The sequence below is a fragment of the Azospirillum sp. genome, from assembly GCF_035628975.1.
Classification (GTDB): domain Bacteria; phylum Pseudomonadota; class Alphaproteobacteria; order Azospirillales; family Azospirillaceae; genus Azospirillum.
In genome coordinates this window covers 17,534-32,876 of record NZ_DASPIS010000008.1, presented here as the reverse complement: position 1 = coordinate 32,876, position 15,343 = coordinate 17,534, and the positions used below count along the sequence as shown (strand labels likewise).

Below are 15,343 nucleotides of genomic sequence, written 5' to 3'. Positions count from 1 at the left end.
CAGTCGGGATTCTTCGGATCCGAAGAAGCCGGTTGAGCTGCCGCAAGGGCGGGCAGGCCTGCGATCAGTGCCGCGGCCACAGCCACAGCCGAGATGGAAGAAAATCGATGCATGCCGAGAATGATGGCAATACCAACGATCCGGTGCAATCGGAACCGCTGCGCAAAAGGGGAAGCCCGATGGATCATGCGGGGAGGAGGATCGGAGCCGCTATGATCACAGGGCTCGTCCTCGGCTTGGCACCGGGCTTCACGGGCGCCGGAACCGCCTCGGCGCGGACGCTGGTGCTCGATCTGGAGCTTGAGGACAGCAGCGGCGAACCCCAGTCGGCCGAGCATGCGGAGCGTCTGAAGCGGGTCAGCGCGGAACTGCGCCGGGCGCTGGACGCCAAGGGTTATGAGGTGATCGACGACGCCGCCACGGCAGGGCTGGTGCCGCCGGGGACGCAGATCCGGACCTGCAACGGCTGCGAGACCGACATCGCGCGTGCCGCCGGCGCCGATCTGGTCGTGTTCGGCGTGGTCCGCAAGATCAGCAGCCTGATCCTGTGGATCGCCGTGGTGGTGGAGGATGTCGGCACCGGCCGCGCGGTGACGACGGCGCGCGGCGACATCCGCGGCGACAATGCCGCCGCCTGGTCGCGCGGCGTTGCCTGGCTGGTCGAACACCGGCTGGCGGAACATGCACCGGCCAAACGGTGAGTTGGGCGGCTCCAAGAAGGACAGGCGGCGGGGAGGACCCAGAAGATGCCGGATGATTCACAGAGCGGCTACATCACCATCATGAACGTCCTGCGGCCGCCGCCCGCCAGCGCCGTCATGCGCCGCTACGACCTCGTGCTGAGCGACTATGTCGGGGAGTTCCGCATCGGCGTCTGGGACCATGAGAAGACCCGCACCCAGCGCGTGCGCGTCAGCCTGACCGTTACGGTCGAGGTGCCGAACCGCCCCTTCGTCGACGATCTCGACGCCGTCCTCTCCTATGAATACCTGATCCAGGGTGTCGAGGCCTTCACGCGCAGCCCGCACATCCAGCTGCTGGAGGTTCTCGCCGAAAAGCTGCTTGCCCTTTGCCTGTCGCCGCCGGAAGCGGTCTTCGCCCGGGTCCAGGTGGAGAAGCTTGAGATCGTCCCGCAGGCGGCCGGCGTCGGCGTGGTTCTGACCGGCGCGCGGGAGCAGCCTCGATGAGCGGGATTTGGCCTGCCACTTGGGTCGTCAAGCTGGGCGGCAGCCTGTGGAACGGCCCTGCCCTGCGCCCCTGGCTCGCCGCGCTGGCGGCAGAGCGGACCCGGCGCATCATCATCGTTCCCGGCGGCGGTCCCTTCGCCGATGCGGTCCGCAATGCGCAGCCGGTGCTGGGCTATGGCGCATCCGCAGCGCACCGGATGGCGATCCTGGGCATGGAGCAATATGGGCTGGCGCTGCTAGACCTCGAACCGCGGCTGCAGCCGGCGCGGACCATGGCCGATTTGGCGGACGCGCAGGGAACGGCGGTATGGCTGCCGGCGATGCTGGCGGAAGAGGCGGATGTGGAGGAGAGCTGGGACGTCACCTCCGACACGCTGGCGGCATGGCTTGCGGAACGGCTGGAAGCGGAGCGGCTGGTGCTGGTGAAGTCGGCGCCGCTGCCGCCGGGGACGGCCGATGCGCGGGCGCTGGCACGCGCCGGCGTGATCGACCCGGTTCTGCCCGGCCGCATGGAGCGGCTGGCGGCGGAGGTCCGCTGCGTCGGCCGGGACGACCTGCCGCTGTTCCTTGCGGAACTGCACGGCGGACCGGCGGCCGGCACCCGGCTGTGGGTGAAGCGGGAACGGGAGGCGGCATGGCCCGGCACATCCTTTTCCTGACCGGTTCCCTGGCGGAGGACCGGCTGCGTCAGGTGCTGGAGTCGCTCGCCCCCCTGCCCTTCGAGGCGACCATCGTCAATCTCGGCGTCAAGGTCGCGGCGCTTGCCACCACCGATATCGTGCTGCGGCGGCTGGACTCCGCGCGCGGTGCCGACCTGATCCTGCTGCCGGGCCGGTTCCGCGGCGATCTCGACGCCTTGGCCGGCCATTTCGGCACGGCGGTCGAACGCGGACCCGACGAATTGGAGGATCTGCCCCAATACTTCCAGCGGCAGGCCCGCCCGCTCGACCTCAGCCGGCACGACACCCGCATCTTCGCCGAAATCGTGGACGCGCCGTCGCGCAACACCGCCGCCATCCTCGCCAAGGCGGCGGAGCTTCGCGCCGACGGCGCCGATGTCGTCGACCTCGGCTGCCTGCCCGACACCCCCTTCCCGCATCTGGAGGAGGCCATCGGCGCGCTGCATAATGCCGGCTTCGCCGTCAGCGTCGATTCCCTGAACGCCGACGAACTGCGCCGCGCCACGAGGGCCGGTGCCGACTATCTGCTCAGCCTGACGGAGGAAACGGTCCACCTTGCCGACGAGGGCGATGCGGTGCCGGTGCTGATCCCGACCACCCCGCCGGATCTCGACAGCCTGGGCCGCGCCGTCGACGCCATGACCCGCCGCGGACGGCGCTTCCTGGTCGATCCGATCCTGGAGCCGATCCACCACGGCTTCACCGACTCCCTGCTGCGGTACCGCACCGTGCGGGAGCGCTGGCCCGGCGCCGAGATCCTGATGGGCATCGGCAATGTGACGGAACTGACCGACGCCGACACCTCCGGCATCACCGCGGTGCTGATGGGGGTAGTTTCCGAACTGCGGATCGGCAATGTCCTGGCGGTGCAGGTCAGCCCGCATTGCCGGCGCGCCATCCGCGAGTTCGATGCAGCGCGGCGCCAGTTCTTCGCCGCCCGCGCCGCGCACAGCATGCCGCGCGGCTTCGGCACCGGCCTGCTGTGCCTGCGCGACCGTCGGCCCTTCGTCCGCGGCGCCGAACAGATCGCCGAGACCGCGGCACAGATCCGCGACCCCAATTACCGGGTGGAGGTCAGCGCAGAAGGCATCCATCTCTACAACCGCGACGGCCACCACCGCGCCACCGATCCGTTCGACCTGTTTCCAAAGCTCGATCTTGGAACCGACACCGGCCATGCCTTTTATCTGGGGGTGGAACTGGCGCGGGCGCAGATCGCGTGGCAACTCGGCAAGCGCTATGCCCAGGACAGCGAATTGCGCTGGGGCGTGGCGACGGACGAGCCGAAGGACGACCCCACCGGCTTCCACGCCGCCGGCCCGACCAAGCGAAGCAGCTGATCCATGCCCCTGATCCGCGAGACCATCATCACCACCACCGGCGCGGACGGACGGCCCCATGTGGCGCCGATGGGGGTGACGGTGGAGTCGGCCGGTGACGGTGAGCGCTTCATCCTGGCCCCGTTCCGGCCGTCGCGGACGCTGGACAACCTGTTCGCCCGTCGCTGCGCCGTCGTCAACCACACGGACGACGTGCGGGTCTTCGCCGGCTGCATCAGCGGGCGGCGGCGCGACTGGCCGACCGTTGCGGCGGAACGGATCGACGCCCCGCGCTTGGCAGACTGCCTGTCGCATGAGGAGATCGCGGTGGCGGAGGTGGAGGACGACCCGGTTCGCCCTCGCTTCCACTGCCGCACCATCCATGCCGCGACCCATGCCCCTTTTCGCGGCCACAACCGGGCACAGGCGGCGGTGATCGAAGCGGCCATTCTGGTCAGCCGTCTGCACATGCTGCCCGCCGACAAGATCCAGCGGGAGGTCGACTACCTGTCCATCGCCATCGGCAAGACCGCCGGCCCGCATGAGTTGGAGGCCTGGGGCTGGCTGATGGACCGCATCGCAGCCCACCGGGCGGAGGAAAGCTCATGACCGGGTGGTTGGCCAGCGTCGCGACCGCGGCGGAAATCCCCCTGCTCCTGCCGGCAGGCCCCGACATCCTGGATCTGAAGGACCCCTCCGCCGGGGCGCTGGGAGCATGGGCAGCGGAGGACATCGCCCCGACGGTGCGCGATCTGGCGGCCCTGCCCGGACGCCCGCGGCTGAGCGCCACCATCGGCGACCACCCGATGCGGCCCGAGATCGTCGAGCCGGCAGCGCGTCGCATCGCCGGCACCGGCGTGGATTTCGTCAAGATCGGCTTTGCGCCGGATGGAGCGCCCGACCGCTGCATCGACGCGCTCGCCCCGCTGGCGGCGGAAGGGGTGCATCTGGTCGCCGTGCTCTTCGCCGACCTTTGGCCTCCGGATCCCGGCTGCCTGCCCATCGACCGGCTGGCATCCGCCGGCTTTCGCGGGGCGATGCTGGACACAGCCGGCAAGCGCCACGGGCTGCGCCACCATTGGCACGATGCGCAGCTGTCCAGCTTCGTATGCTGCACACGGGCGCACGGCCTGCTGACCGGGCTGGCCGGGTCGCTGCGCGTTGCAGACATCCCGGCCCTCTCGGCCCTGTCGCCCGATTACCTCGGCTTCCGCGGCGCGCTCTGCGGCGGGGAGCGCACCGCGGGCATCGACCCGCAGGCGGCGGCGCGGGTCGCCGCCGCCATTGCCGGTCTTCCCGGCGCTACTCCGCAGCCTCGGCCATCTCCGCCTTCTCGATCTTGATCGCGCAGTATTTGAACTCCGGGATCTTGCCGAAGGGATCGAGCTGCGGGTTGGTCAGCACATTCGCCGCCGCTTCCGCGTAGGCGAAGGGGATGAAGACCAGCCCGACCGGCATGCGGTCGTCGATGCGGGCCTTCAGCCGGATGGTACCGCGGCGGCTCGACACCAGCATGTAGTCGCCGGTGCGCATGCCCGCACGGGTCAGGTCGTGCGGAGAGACATAGGCGACCGCCTCCGGCTCCACCGCGTCCAGCACGTTCGACCGGCGGGTCATCGACCCGGTGTGCCAGTGCTCCAGCTGGCGGCCGGTGGTGAGCACCAGCGGGTAGTCGAGATCGGGCGTCTCCGCCGGGTTGATCGGCCGCGCCGGCACGAAGCGACCGCGGCCCGTCTTCGTCGGGAAGCCGTTGCCGAAGACGATGTCGTGGCCGGGCTCGTCCGGGCCGTCGACCGGATAGGTGACGGAGCCCTCGCGCTCCACCCGCTCCCAGGTGATGTTGGCGAGCGACGGCATGGCGCCGACCATCTCCGCGAACACCTCCGACACATGGGTGTAGTTCCAGTTCAGCCCCAGCCCGCGGGCCATGTCCTGGATGATCCACAGATCCTGGCGCGCTTCGCCCGGCATCGGCACCGCCGCGCGGCCCATCTGGACCTGCCGGTTGGTGTTGATGACGGTGCCGTCCTTTTCCGGCCAGGCAGAGGCAGGCAACACCACGTCGGCGTATTTCGCCGTCTCGGTCAGGAAGATGTCCTGCACCACCAGATGGTCGAGCATGGCCAGCGCCTCTCGGGCGTGGGTCACGTCCGGATCGGACATCGCCGGGTTCTCGCCCTCGATGTAGAGGCCCTTGATCCGGTTGTCATGGATGGCGTCCATGATCTCGACCACCGTCAGGCCGCGCTTGCCGTCCAGCTTGGTGCCCCAGTAATTCTCGTAGAAGGACTGGACCTCCGGATCCTCGACCGACTTGTAGTCGGGGTAGAACATCGGGATCAGGCCGGCGTCCGACGCGCCCTGGACGTTGTTCTGGCCGCGCAGCGGGTGCAGGCCGGTGCCGGGGCGGCCGATCTGGCCGGTGACCAGCGACAGCGCGATCAGGCAGCGGCTGTTGTCGGTGCCGTGGATGTGCTGCGAGACGCCCATGCCCCAGAAGATGATCGATGCCTTCGACCGGGCGAACAGACGCGCCACTGTGCGCAGGGTTGCGGCGGGGATGCCGCAGACCTTCTCCATCTCCTCCGGCGGGTAATCCTTGACCGTCTCGGCCAGCGCCTCGAAATCCTCGGTGTTGGCCTGGACATATTGCCGGTCGTACAGCCCCTCCGCGATGATGGTGTGGAGGATGGCGTTCAGCATCGACACGTCGCGGCCCGGCGTGAACTGCAGCATGTGCGTGGCGTGGCGCGCCATGGCGAGCCCGCGCGGATCCATGACGATCAGCTTCGCCCCGCGCTCCGCCGCGTTCTTGAAGAAGGTCGCGGCGACGGGATGGTTCTCCGTCGGGTTGGCGCCGATGATGACGATGACCTCGGCATCCTCCGCCGCCATGAAGGGGGCCGACACCGCCCCCGACCCGACGCCCTCGATCAGCGCCGCCACCGATGAGGCGTGGCAGAGCCGGGTGCAGTGATCGACGTTGTTGGTGCCGAAGCCGGTGCGCACCAGCTTCTGGAACAGATACGCCTCTTCGTTGGAGCCCTTGGCCGACCCGAAGCCGGCCAGCGCGTTGCCGCCGCGCTCGTCCCGGATCTTCTTCAGACCGCCCGCCGCAACCGCAAGCGCCTCGTCCCAGGTCGCTTCGCGGAAATGGGTGAAGGGGTTCATCGGGTCGATGTCAACGTCGTGCTTGGAAACGCCTTGCCGGCGGATCAGCGGCACGGTCAGCCGGTCGCCGTGATGGGCGTAATCGAAGCCGAAACGGCCCTTCACGCAGAGCCGGTTCTGGTTCGACGGGCCATCCTTGCCGTCGACGGCGACGATCTTGTTGTCCTTGATCTTGTAGGTCAGCTGGCAGCCGACGCCGCAATAGGGGCAGACGGAGTCCACTTCGCGGTCGGGCGCATTGGTGTAGACGCCCTTCTCGTCAACCAGGGCCGCCGGCATCAGCGCACCGGTCGGGCAGGCCTGCACGCACTCGCCGCAGGCGACGCAGGTGGACTGGCCCATCGGGTCGTCGAAATCGAAGACGATCTTTTCCAGATGCCCGCGCGCCGCCATGCCGATGACGTCGTTGACCTGGACCTCGCGGCAGGCGCGGACGCACAGGTTGCAATGGATACAGGCATCGAGCTGGACCGCCATCGCCGGGTGCGACATGTCGTCGGTCTTGTTCGGCCGGTCCACGGTGGGGAAGCGGCTGCCGGCGATCTCGACCTTGTCGGTCCATTTCCAGAAGGTGGAGTTGGGGTCGTGCGCGGTCTCCCGCTCCGGCTGGTCGGCCAGCAGCAGTTCGAAGACCAGCTTGCGCGATGCCTTGGCCCGCTCGGACGCGGTGCGCACGGTCATGCCCGGCTTGGGCTTGCGGATGCAGGAGGCGGCGAGCACGCGCTCCCCCTCGATCTCCACCATGCAGGCGCGGCAGTTGCCGTCGGGGCGGTAGCCCGGCTCCGGCCGGTGGCAGAGATGCGGGATCTCGGTGCCGATCCGGGTGGCGACCTGCCAGATCGTCTCGCCGTTGCGTGCCTCGACCTCGGTGCCGTCCAGGGTGAAAGTGATGCCGTGGGACATGTCGGTCTCCTTACCCCTGCGATCCGGTTGCGCCCTGGGCCACGGTCTGCGCCGAGCCCTGACGCGACACGAAGTCTTCGCGGAAATGCTTCATCACCAGCTTGATCGGGTTCATCGCCGCCTGACCCAGGCCGCAGATCGACGCGTCGCCCATGACGGTGGCGAGCGCGGTCAGCAGTTCCTCGTCCCATTCAGGCTCGCTGATCAGGCGCACGGCCTTCTCGGTGCCGACCCGGCAGGGCGTGCATTGGCCGCAGCTCTCGTCCTCGAAGAACTTCAGCAGGTTGAGCGCCACGTCCCGCATGTTGTCCTTGTCGGACAGCACGACGACGGCGGCCGAGCCGATGAAGGAGCCGTGCGGTTCCAGCGTGCCGAAATCGAGCGGGATGTTCGCCATCGACGCCGGCAGGATGCCGCCCGACGGGCCGCCGGGAAGATAGCCCTTCAGCGTGTGGCCGTCGGCCATGCCGCCGCAATACTGGTCGACCAGCTCCTGCAGGGTAATGCCGGCGGGAGCCAGCTTGACCCCCGGCTCCTTCACCCGCCCGGAGACCGAGAAGGTGCGCAGCCCCTTGCGCCCGTTCATGCCGTGGCTGGCGAACCAGGACCCGCCCTTCTCCAGAATCTCGCGGACCCAGAACACCGTCTCGATGTTGTTGATCAGGGTCGGGCGGCCGAACAGGCCGACCACCGACGGGAAGGGCGGCTTGTGGCGGGGCAGCCCGCGCTTGCCCTCGATGCTCTCCAGCATCGCCGACTCTTCGCCGCAGATGTAGGCGCCGGCGCCGCGCCGCAGATGGATGCGGGTGTGGCGGGCCAGGCCGGCGGCCTCGACCTTCGGGATCTCGCGCAGCAGGATTTCCCGGCATTGCGGGTATTCGTCGCGCAGATAGATGTAGACGTCCGTCGCCTCGGCCGTCCAGGCGCCGATCAGCATCCCCTCCAGGAAGCGGTGCGGGTCGCGCTCCAGATGGAAGCGGTCCTTGAAGGTGCCGGGCTCGCCCTCGTCGCCGTTGATCGCCATCATGCGCGGCCCCGGCTCCGCCCGGACATAGCGCCATTTCAGGCCGGTGGGGAAGCCGGCGCCGCCCAGGCCGCGGATGCTGGAATCCTCCAGCATCTTCAGCACCTGATCGACGTCGCGCGCTCCATCCAGGCATTCGGCCAGCATCTTGTAGCCGCCGCCGCGGATATATTCGTCGAAGCCGAGATAGTCGGGGATGTCCGGATGGACATGGCCGTGCGCCACGGCGTCGAGCACGCTCTCGACGGTCGCGTTCTCGTGCGGGGCATGGCCGATCGCCACGACGGGCGCGTTGTTGCAGCCGCCCATGCAGGGAGCGCGCAGGATGCGGACCTCGCGCTCGTCGACGCCCGCCTTCAGCGCCTCATGCAGCTGTTCCGCCCCGGCGAGCGCGCAGCTCAGCGAATCGCAGACGCGGATGGTGAGCTTCGGCGGCGCCGGTTCGCCGTCCATCACGATGTCGAAATGGGCGTAGAAGGACGCGACCTCGAACACCTCGACCAGCGCCAGCTTCATCTCCTTCGCCAGCGCGGCGAGGTGGCGGGCATGCAGGCAGCCGTAATGGTCCTGAAACAGGTGGAGATGCTCGATCAGCAGGTCCGCCTGACGGGAGCGGTCGCCGAGAAGCGCCCGAACCTCCTCAAGGCTGACGGGATCGACCTGACGGCCCTTCTGCTGGTCGCGCGTCTTGCGGCGGCCGGAGCCGGGATGGATGCTGCGGGCAGGAACGCCGCCCGGCGGCTTTGCGCTGATGATTGGAGCGCTGATGTTCGGGGGGAATGCGGTCACGGCGTTTCTGGCCTCTGCTGGATGGTCCGCGCTTCTGGGTGTCGCGATCCGAGTTCCTGGTGTCTCGTATACCAGATGCCACGGTAACGCATCCTTTGCTGAAAGTCAGCATCCTAAATCATTATCGGTTTCCGCTGGATGGGAATGTCGGATGGGGTGAGGGGGATCCCGGCGAACGGCCTCCAACGCGTCCGGAAGGTCGGTGAAATGGTGGATCAGCCGGTCGGCCGCAAGGTCGGCCGGATTGCCGCGCGCATAGCCATAGGACACCAGGATGCAGGCGACGCCGGCGGCACGGGCGGCGGCCAGGTCGTTGGCGCCGTCGCCGACCATGACCGCACCGGCGGACGGGCCGTTCAGCGCATCCAGCACGGCCAGCAGAGGCTCCGGTGCCGGTTTGCGCTGGGGCAGGCTGTCGCCGCCGACGATGGCGCCGAAGAACGGCAGAAGCCCCAGCTCGCCCAGTAGGTAGCGGGCGATCGCCTTGGGCTTGTTGGTACACAGGCCGATGGGGTGGCCGCGTGCCGCCAGCCCCGCCAGCGTCCGCGGCACGCCGGGATAGACGCTGGCAGGGTCGGCGGGAAGCGCCGCATAGAGGTCGAGGAAACGGACCAGGGCGGACTCCACCTCCTCCGCCGGAAGGGGCCGGCCGGCGGCGGCGAAACCACGCTCCACCAGCAGCCGGGGGCCGTCGCCGATCAGGGAGCGCAGCATGGCGTCACCGACCGGCGGCCGGCCCCATTCGCCGAGCAGGCGGTTGAGGGCATGACCGAGATGCGGCGCGCTGTCGATCAGCGTCCCATCCAGGTCGAAGACGACCGGTGCCGGCCTGTTCACCGTCTCGCCCGTCAGCCCGACGCCATCACGGCAGGCGACCGCCGCTCCATCGCCGCGAACTCCAGTGCCGCGGCGCGGGCGGCCATGCGTTCCAGCGGAAGCGGGGCGATCCGGTCCGCCTGCCCGGCCGACCCGAATGCCTCGAACCGCTCGCGGCAGAGGGCGCGGGCGGCCCTGGTCGCCTCGGCCAGGAACTTGCGCGGGTCGAACTCGTCGGGCCGCGTCATCATCGCGCGGCGCAGGCTGCCGCTCATGGCGAGGCGGATGTCGGTATCGATGTTGACCTTGCGCACGCCGTTGCGAATGCCCTCGCGGATTTCCTCGACCGGGACGCCGTAGGTCTCGCGGATGCTGCCGCCATGGGCGCGGATGATCTCCAGCCATTCCTGCGGCACGCTGGAGGAGCCGTGCATCACCAGATGGGTGTCGGGGATGCGGTCGTGGATGGCGCGGATGCGGTCGATCGCCAGCACCTCGCCGTCCGGGCGGCGGCTGAACTTGTAGGCGCCGTGGCTGGTGCCGATGGCGATGGCGAGCGCATCCACCCCCGTCCGCGCCACGAAATCCGCCGCCTGCTCCGGGTCGGTCAGCAGCTGGTCGTGCGACAGAATGCCGGCGGCGCCGGATCCGTCCTCCTCCCCCGCCCGCCCGGTCTCCAGCGAGCCGAGGCAGCCCAGTTCGCCCTCCACCGAGACGCCGACGGCGTGCGCCTGCTCCACCACCTGCCGGGTGACGCGGATGTTGTAGTCGTAGCCGGCCGGCGTCTTCATGTCGTCCAGCAGCGAGCCGTCCATCATCACGCTGGTGAAGCCGGAGCGGATCGCCTGCTGGCAGACGGCCGGGCTGGCGCCATGGTCCTGGTGCAGGCAGACGGGGATGTGCGGCCACATCTCCACCGCCGCCTGCACCATGTGGCGCAGGAACGGCTCGCCGGCATATTTGCGCGCCCCGGCCGAGGCCTGGAGGATCACCGGGCTGGCGCAGTCGTCCGCTGCCTGCATGATCGCCTGGATCTGTTCCATGTTGTTGATGTTGAAGGCCGGCACGCCATAGCCATGGTCGGCCGCGTGATCGAGAAGCTGTCGGAGGGAGATCAGGGCCATCGCGGGAGGTCTCCGGTTCAGGTCAGGACAGATGGGAGCAGAGGCGTTGGGCACGGTCCGCCACCGCCTCCGCCGTGATGCCGAAATGGCGGTAGAGGTCGGCTGCGGGCGCGGATTCGCCGTAGCGGTCGAGGCCGACCACATCGCCGTCCAGCCCGACATGGGCGCGCCACAGCCCGGTCGCCCCGGCCTCCACCGCCAGCCGGGGAATGCCGTCCGGCAGCACGCCGCTTCGCCATGCCGGGTCCTGGCGGTCGAAAACCTCGCAGCAGGGCATCGAGACGACGCGGGCAGCGATGCCCCGGCCGGCGAGCAGCCGCCGCGCCTCCATGGCGATGGCGACCTCCGACCCGGTGGCGATCAGCACCACGTCGAAGCCCTCGTTATCGGCCAGCACATAGCCGCCGCGGGCGGCATCGCGGGCTCGATCAGTTCCGGCCTGTACCGGCAGGGTCTGGCGCGACAGCAGCAGCGCGCTCGGCCCGTCCGCCCGCTCCACCGCCGCCCGCCATGCGATGGCGGTTTCCAGGGCGTCGCAGGGGCGCCAGACGTCGAGGTTCGGCATCAGGCGCAGGCTGGCGGCATGCTCCACCGGCTGATGGGTGGGGCCGTCCTCGCCCAGGCCGATGCCGTCATGGGTGAAGACATGGACAACGCGCAGCCCCATCAGCGCCGACAGGCGCAGGCCGTTGCGGGAGTAGTCGGAAAAGGCCAGGAAGGTGCCGCCGAAGGGCAGGAAGCCGCCATGCAGTGCGATGCCGTTCATCACCGCGGCCATGGCGAACTCCCGCACGCCGTAATGGAGGTGGCGCCCGCCGCTCCCCCGCCAGTCGGTGAGATTGGAGCCGGTGAGATCCGCTGATCCGCCCAGCAGCTCCGGCAACAAGTCGGCCAGCGCCTGGATGACTTGCTGGGACGCCTTGCGCGACGCCATCGGCTCCGCCCGCTCCGCGACGGCGGCGATCCAGGCGTCGGCTGCCTCGGCGAAAGTCTCCGGCAGGTCGCCGCGCATGCGCCGCAGGAACTCGGTTGCGAGTTGCGGGTGGGCGTCGGCATAGGCATCGAACCGGGCCTGCCAGTCGGCTTGTGCCGCCGCACCGCGCCGCCGGGCGTCCCAGCCGGCACGCACCTCCTCCGGCATCTCGAAGGGCGGGGAGGTCCACCCGAGCGCGGCCCTGGTTGCGGCCAACTCGGCCGATCCCAGCGGCGCGCCATGTGCCTCGGCCGACCCGGCCCGGTTGGGGGAACCATGGCCGATCACCGTCTTGCAGCAGACCAGCGTCGGCTTGCCGCAGGGAGCCAGTGCCTCGTCGATGGCGGTGTCCAGCGCGTAGGCATCGTGACCGTCGACCTCGCGGATCACCCGCCAGCCATAGGCCTCGAACCGCCCCGCCGTGTCGTCGGTGAACCAGCCGCTGACGGGTCCGTCGATGGAGATGCCGTTGTCGTCATAGAGGACCACCAGCTTTTCCAGCCCCAACGTACCGGCCAGCGAGCAGGCTTCGTGGCTGATCCCCTCCATCAGGCAGCCGTCGCCGACGAAGCAGAAGGTCCGATGGTCGACGATCCGGTGCCCCGGCCGGTTGAACTCCGCCCCCAGCAGCCGTTCGGCCAGGGCCATCCCGATTGCGTTGGCGAGGCCCTGCCCCAGCGGCCCGGTGGTCGTCTCCACACCCGGCGTGACGCCATATTCCGGATGCCCCGGCGTGCGCGAGCCGAGCTGCCGGAAGCGCCGCAGCTCCTCCATCGGCAGGTCGTAGCCGGTCAGGTGCAGCAGCGCGTAGAGCAGCATCGAGCCGTGCCCGTTCGACAGCACGAAGCGGTCGCGGTCTGGCCAGCGCGGGTCGGCCGGATTGTGGCGCAGATGGCGCCGCCACAGCGCCTCGGCGATGTCGGCCATCCCCATCGGCATGCCGGGATGGCCGGAGTTCGCCGCCTCCACCGCATCGACGGCGAGCATGCGCAAGGCGTTCGCCAGCAGGCGGCGCCCCGGAGCGCGGCTGGAGAGATCAGTTGGCGGCAAGGCAAGCCGGTCCTGTTCGCGGACCTCGACGGCCGCGATCATCGACGCGTTCATGGTTGGTGTCCTCCCGGTTTTGAATTTTCAGGCGGCAAGGAGAATCCCCCTCTCCCCCCCGGGGAGAGGGTCGGGGTGAGGGGGATGCATAGCGTGGCTATCCCGAGAATCCTCGCCGCGCGTCCCCCTCACCCTAACCCTCTCCCCACTTTCGGCGGACCAATGGTCCGCCTGCCGCGTCAGCGCAAACGAAGTTTGCGCGTGAGCGGGGGAAAGGGGATTGCTGGTGCCATTGGGCGCGCGCCCTCAGAACGCCTTCTTCTTGCGGTCGACCAGCTGCCAGATCATCGGCGTGAAGATCAGCTGCATCGCCAGCGCCATCTTGTCGCCCGGACAGACGATGGTGTTGGGCCGAGTCATGAAGCTGTCCTTCAGCATCGACAGCAGATAGGGGAAGTCGATGCCCTTCGGCCGGGTGAAGCGGATGACCAGCATGCTTTCGTCCGAGGTCGGGATGTCGCGGGCGATGAAGGGGTTGCTGGTGTCCACCGTCGGCACGCGCTGGAAATTCACGTCGGTGCTGCTGAACTGCGGGCAGATGTATTTCACGTAATCGGGCATGCGCCGCAGGATGGTGTCGACGATGGCCTCCTCCGAATAGCCGCGCAAGTTGCGGTCGCGGTGGATCTTCTGGATCCATTCGAGGTTGACGATGGGAACGACCCCGATCTTCAGGTCGGCATGGCGCGCGAGATCGACGCGGTCGGTGCGCACGCAGCCGTGCAGGCCTTCGTAGAACAGCAGGTCGGTGCCGGGCTCGATCTGTTCCCACGGCGTGAAGGTGCCGGGGTCCTGGCCGTAGGGTTCGGCCTCCTTCTCGTCATGCAGGTACTTGCGGGTCCGGCCGCCGCCGGTCTCGCCATAGCTGCGGAACAGGTCGTCCAGTTCCTCGAACAGGTTGGCGTCTGGGCCGAAATGGCTGAAGGTCGAATGGGGTTCCTCCTGCGCCTCGGCGACCTTGGCGCGCATTTCGCGGCGGTCGTAGCGGTGGAAGCTGTCGCCCTCGACGATGGCGGCGGCGATGGCCTCGCGCCGGAAGATCTGCTGGAAGGTGCGGGTGACGGTGGTGGTCCCGGCGCCGGAGGAGCCGGTGACGACGATGATCGGATGACGGGCCGACATGGCATCCTCCTCCTTCAGCCGAGTGCCGCGGTTTCGGACGGCAGGAACAGCGACCGGCTGCCGAACAGCGGGGCGTGGAAGGCCAGTTCCTCCCCCCGGTCGTAGGCGGCGTGATAGGCGACCAGCCGTTCAACCTCCGCCTTCGATCCCAGGATCACCGGCACGCGCTGATGCAGGGCCATCGGCTTGATGTCGAGGATGCGCTGCCGCCCGGTGCTGGCCGCCCCGCCCGCCTGCTCCACCAGCATGGCGATGGGGTTCGCCTCGTAGAGAAGGCGCAGCCGGCCCGGCTTGTGGGTGGGGCGGGCGTCGCGCGGATAGAGGAAGACGCCGCCGCGGATCAGGATGCGGTAGACCTCCGCCACCAGCGAGGCGATCCAGCGCATGTTGAAATCCGCCTCGCGCGGGCCGGAGCTGCCCTTGATGCATTCCTCGACATACTGGCGCACCGGCGGCTCCCAGAAGCGGGCGTTGGAACTGTTGATGGCGAATTCGCAGACATGATCGGGGATGCGCATATCCGGATGGGTCAGGGTGTAGGCGCCGATCTCGCGGTCGAGCGTGAAGCCGTGCACGCCCTCGCCGAAGGTGGCGATGATCATGTCGGCCGGGCCGTAGAGCGCGAATCCCGCCGCCACCTGCTGGGTGCCGGGCTGCAGGAAATGCTCCACCTCCGGCTCATCCACCCCGTCGGGCGCCTTGAGGATGGAGAAGATGGTGCCGACCGTCAGGTTGACGTCCACATTCGACGAGCCGTCCAGCGGATCGAAGGCCAGCAGATAGCGGCCGCGCGGGTATTCGCGGGGGATGCGGTACGGCTCCTCCATTTCCTCCGACGCCATGCCGCAGAGCTTGCCGCCATATTCGCAGGTGCGCAGCATGATCTCGTTGGCGATCAGGTCCAGCGGCTTCTGCGTCTCCCCATGGACGTTGACGCCGGGTTCGGGTGCCGTAACTGCCGGCTGGCCGGCGGACGGCGTCAACGACCCGCGGGCGGCGGCGCTGGCGATGAACTTGCACGCGGTCTGCACGTCGTTGAGCAGCGCGGTCAGGTCGGTATCGGCCCCGCCGCGGCGGCGCTGGTCCTCGATGATGAATTTGCTGAAGGTCGTGTGACGGTGCGGCATCGGT

Annotated in this window: 13 protein-coding genes; 6 read left to right on the top strand and 7 right to left on the bottom strand. The window is 68.9% G+C overall.

Features of this window, described 5'->3' with window-relative positions; all coding sequences use genetic code 11:
• Positions 1-212 precede the first annotated feature (212 nt).
• From VD964_RS02350 to VD964_RS02325, 6 genes are read left to right on the top strand one after another with little or no spacing between them, the layout of a single operon-like run.
• Positions 213-701 (top strand): DUF3280 domain-containing protein, encoded by a 489-nt coding sequence (locus VD964_RS02350; RefSeq protein WP_324865153.1) that lies wholly within the window; start codon positions 213-215, stop codon positions 699-701.
• 45 nt (positions 702-746) lie between these two features.
• The gene (locus VD964_RS02345; protein ID WP_324865151.1) at positions 747-1,187 is read left to right on the top strand and encodes a dihydroneopterin aldolase; all 441 of its coding nucleotides are present in this window, start codon (positions 747-749) and stop codon (positions 1,185-1,187) included.
• Complete coding sequence (locus tag VD964_RS02340) at positions 1,184-1,846, top strand: aspartate/glutamate/uridylate kinase (RefSeq protein WP_324865149.1); 663 nt, start codon at positions 1,184-1,186, stop codon at positions 1,844-1,846. The genes VD964_RS02345 and VD964_RS02340 overlap by 4 nt, the downstream gene beginning before the upstream one ends.
• On the top strand, positions 1,822-3,207 hold the full coding sequence (locus VD964_RS02335) for a DUF6513 domain-containing protein (protein WP_324865147.1): 1,386 nt from the start codon (positions 1,822-1,824) through the stop codon (positions 3,205-3,207). Before VD964_RS02340 ends, VD964_RS02335 begins: the two co-directional genes overlap by 25 nt.
• Positions 3,208-3,210: 3 nt before the next feature.
• On the top strand, positions 3,211-3,795 hold the full coding sequence (locus tag VD964_RS02330) for a DUF447 domain-containing protein (RefSeq protein ID WP_324865145.1): 585 nt from the start codon (positions 3,211-3,213) through the stop codon (positions 3,793-3,795).
• Positions 3,792-4,529, top strand: a complete 738-nt coding sequence (locus VD964_RS02325) for a (5-formylfuran-3-yl)methyl phosphate synthase (RefSeq protein ID WP_324865143.1) — start codon at positions 3,792-3,794, stop codon at positions 4,527-4,529. The genes VD964_RS02330 and VD964_RS02325 overlap by 4 nt, the downstream gene beginning before the upstream one ends.
• Here the strand turns inward: VD964_RS02325 and fdhF are convergent.
• The 7 genes from fdhF to VD964_RS02290 form a co-directional block, all read right to left on the bottom strand.
• Positions 4,489-7,260 carry a formate dehydrogenase subunit alpha gene (gene fdhF, locus VD964_RS02320; RefSeq protein ID WP_324865141.1) on the bottom strand — a complete coding sequence of 924 codons (2,772 nt, stop codon included), beginning with the start codon at positions 7,258-7,260 and terminating at the stop codon, positions 4,489-4,491. The two genes, VD964_RS02325 and fdhF, sit on opposite strands and share 41 nt — an antisense overlap.
• Positions 7,261-7,270: 10 nt before the next feature.
• Complete coding sequence (locus VD964_RS02315; protein ID WP_324865139.1) at positions 7,271-9,073, bottom strand: NAD(P)H-dependent oxidoreductase subunit E; 1,803 nt, start codon at positions 9,071-9,073, stop codon at positions 7,271-7,273.
• Positions 9,074-9,178: 105 nt separating this feature from the next.
• Positions 9,179-9,910, bottom strand: coding sequence for a phosphoglycolate phosphatase (gene gph / locus VD964_RS02310; protein WP_324865137.1), 732 nt, complete (start codon positions 9,908-9,910; stop codon positions 9,179-9,181).
• An 11-nt stretch (positions 9,911-9,921) separates the two neighbouring features.
• Positions 9,922-11,013, bottom strand: a complete 1,092-nt coding sequence (gene fba / locus VD964_RS02305) for a class II fructose-bisphosphate aldolase (RefSeq protein ID WP_324865135.1) — start codon at positions 11,011-11,013, stop codon at positions 9,922-9,924.
• Positions 11,014-11,035: 22 nt separating this feature from the next.
• Positions 11,036-13,090 carry a transketolase gene (gene tkt / locus VD964_RS02300; RefSeq protein WP_324865133.1) on the bottom strand — a complete coding sequence of 685 codons (2,055 nt, stop codon included), beginning with the start codon at positions 13,088-13,090 and terminating at the stop codon, positions 11,036-11,038.
• Positions 13,091-13,336: 246 nt separating this feature from the next.
• On the bottom strand, positions 13,337-14,212 hold the full coding sequence (locus tag VD964_RS02295; protein WP_324865131.1) for a phosphoribulokinase: 876 nt from the start codon (positions 14,210-14,212) through the stop codon (positions 13,337-13,339).
• A 14-nt stretch (positions 14,213-14,226) separates the two neighbouring features.
• Entirely contained in the window at positions 14,227-15,339 is a 1,113-nt protein-coding gene (locus VD964_RS02290) for a class 1 fructose-bisphosphatase (protein ID WP_324865129.1), read from the bottom strand.
• Between the last annotated feature and the right edge of the window lie 4 nt (positions 15,340-15,343).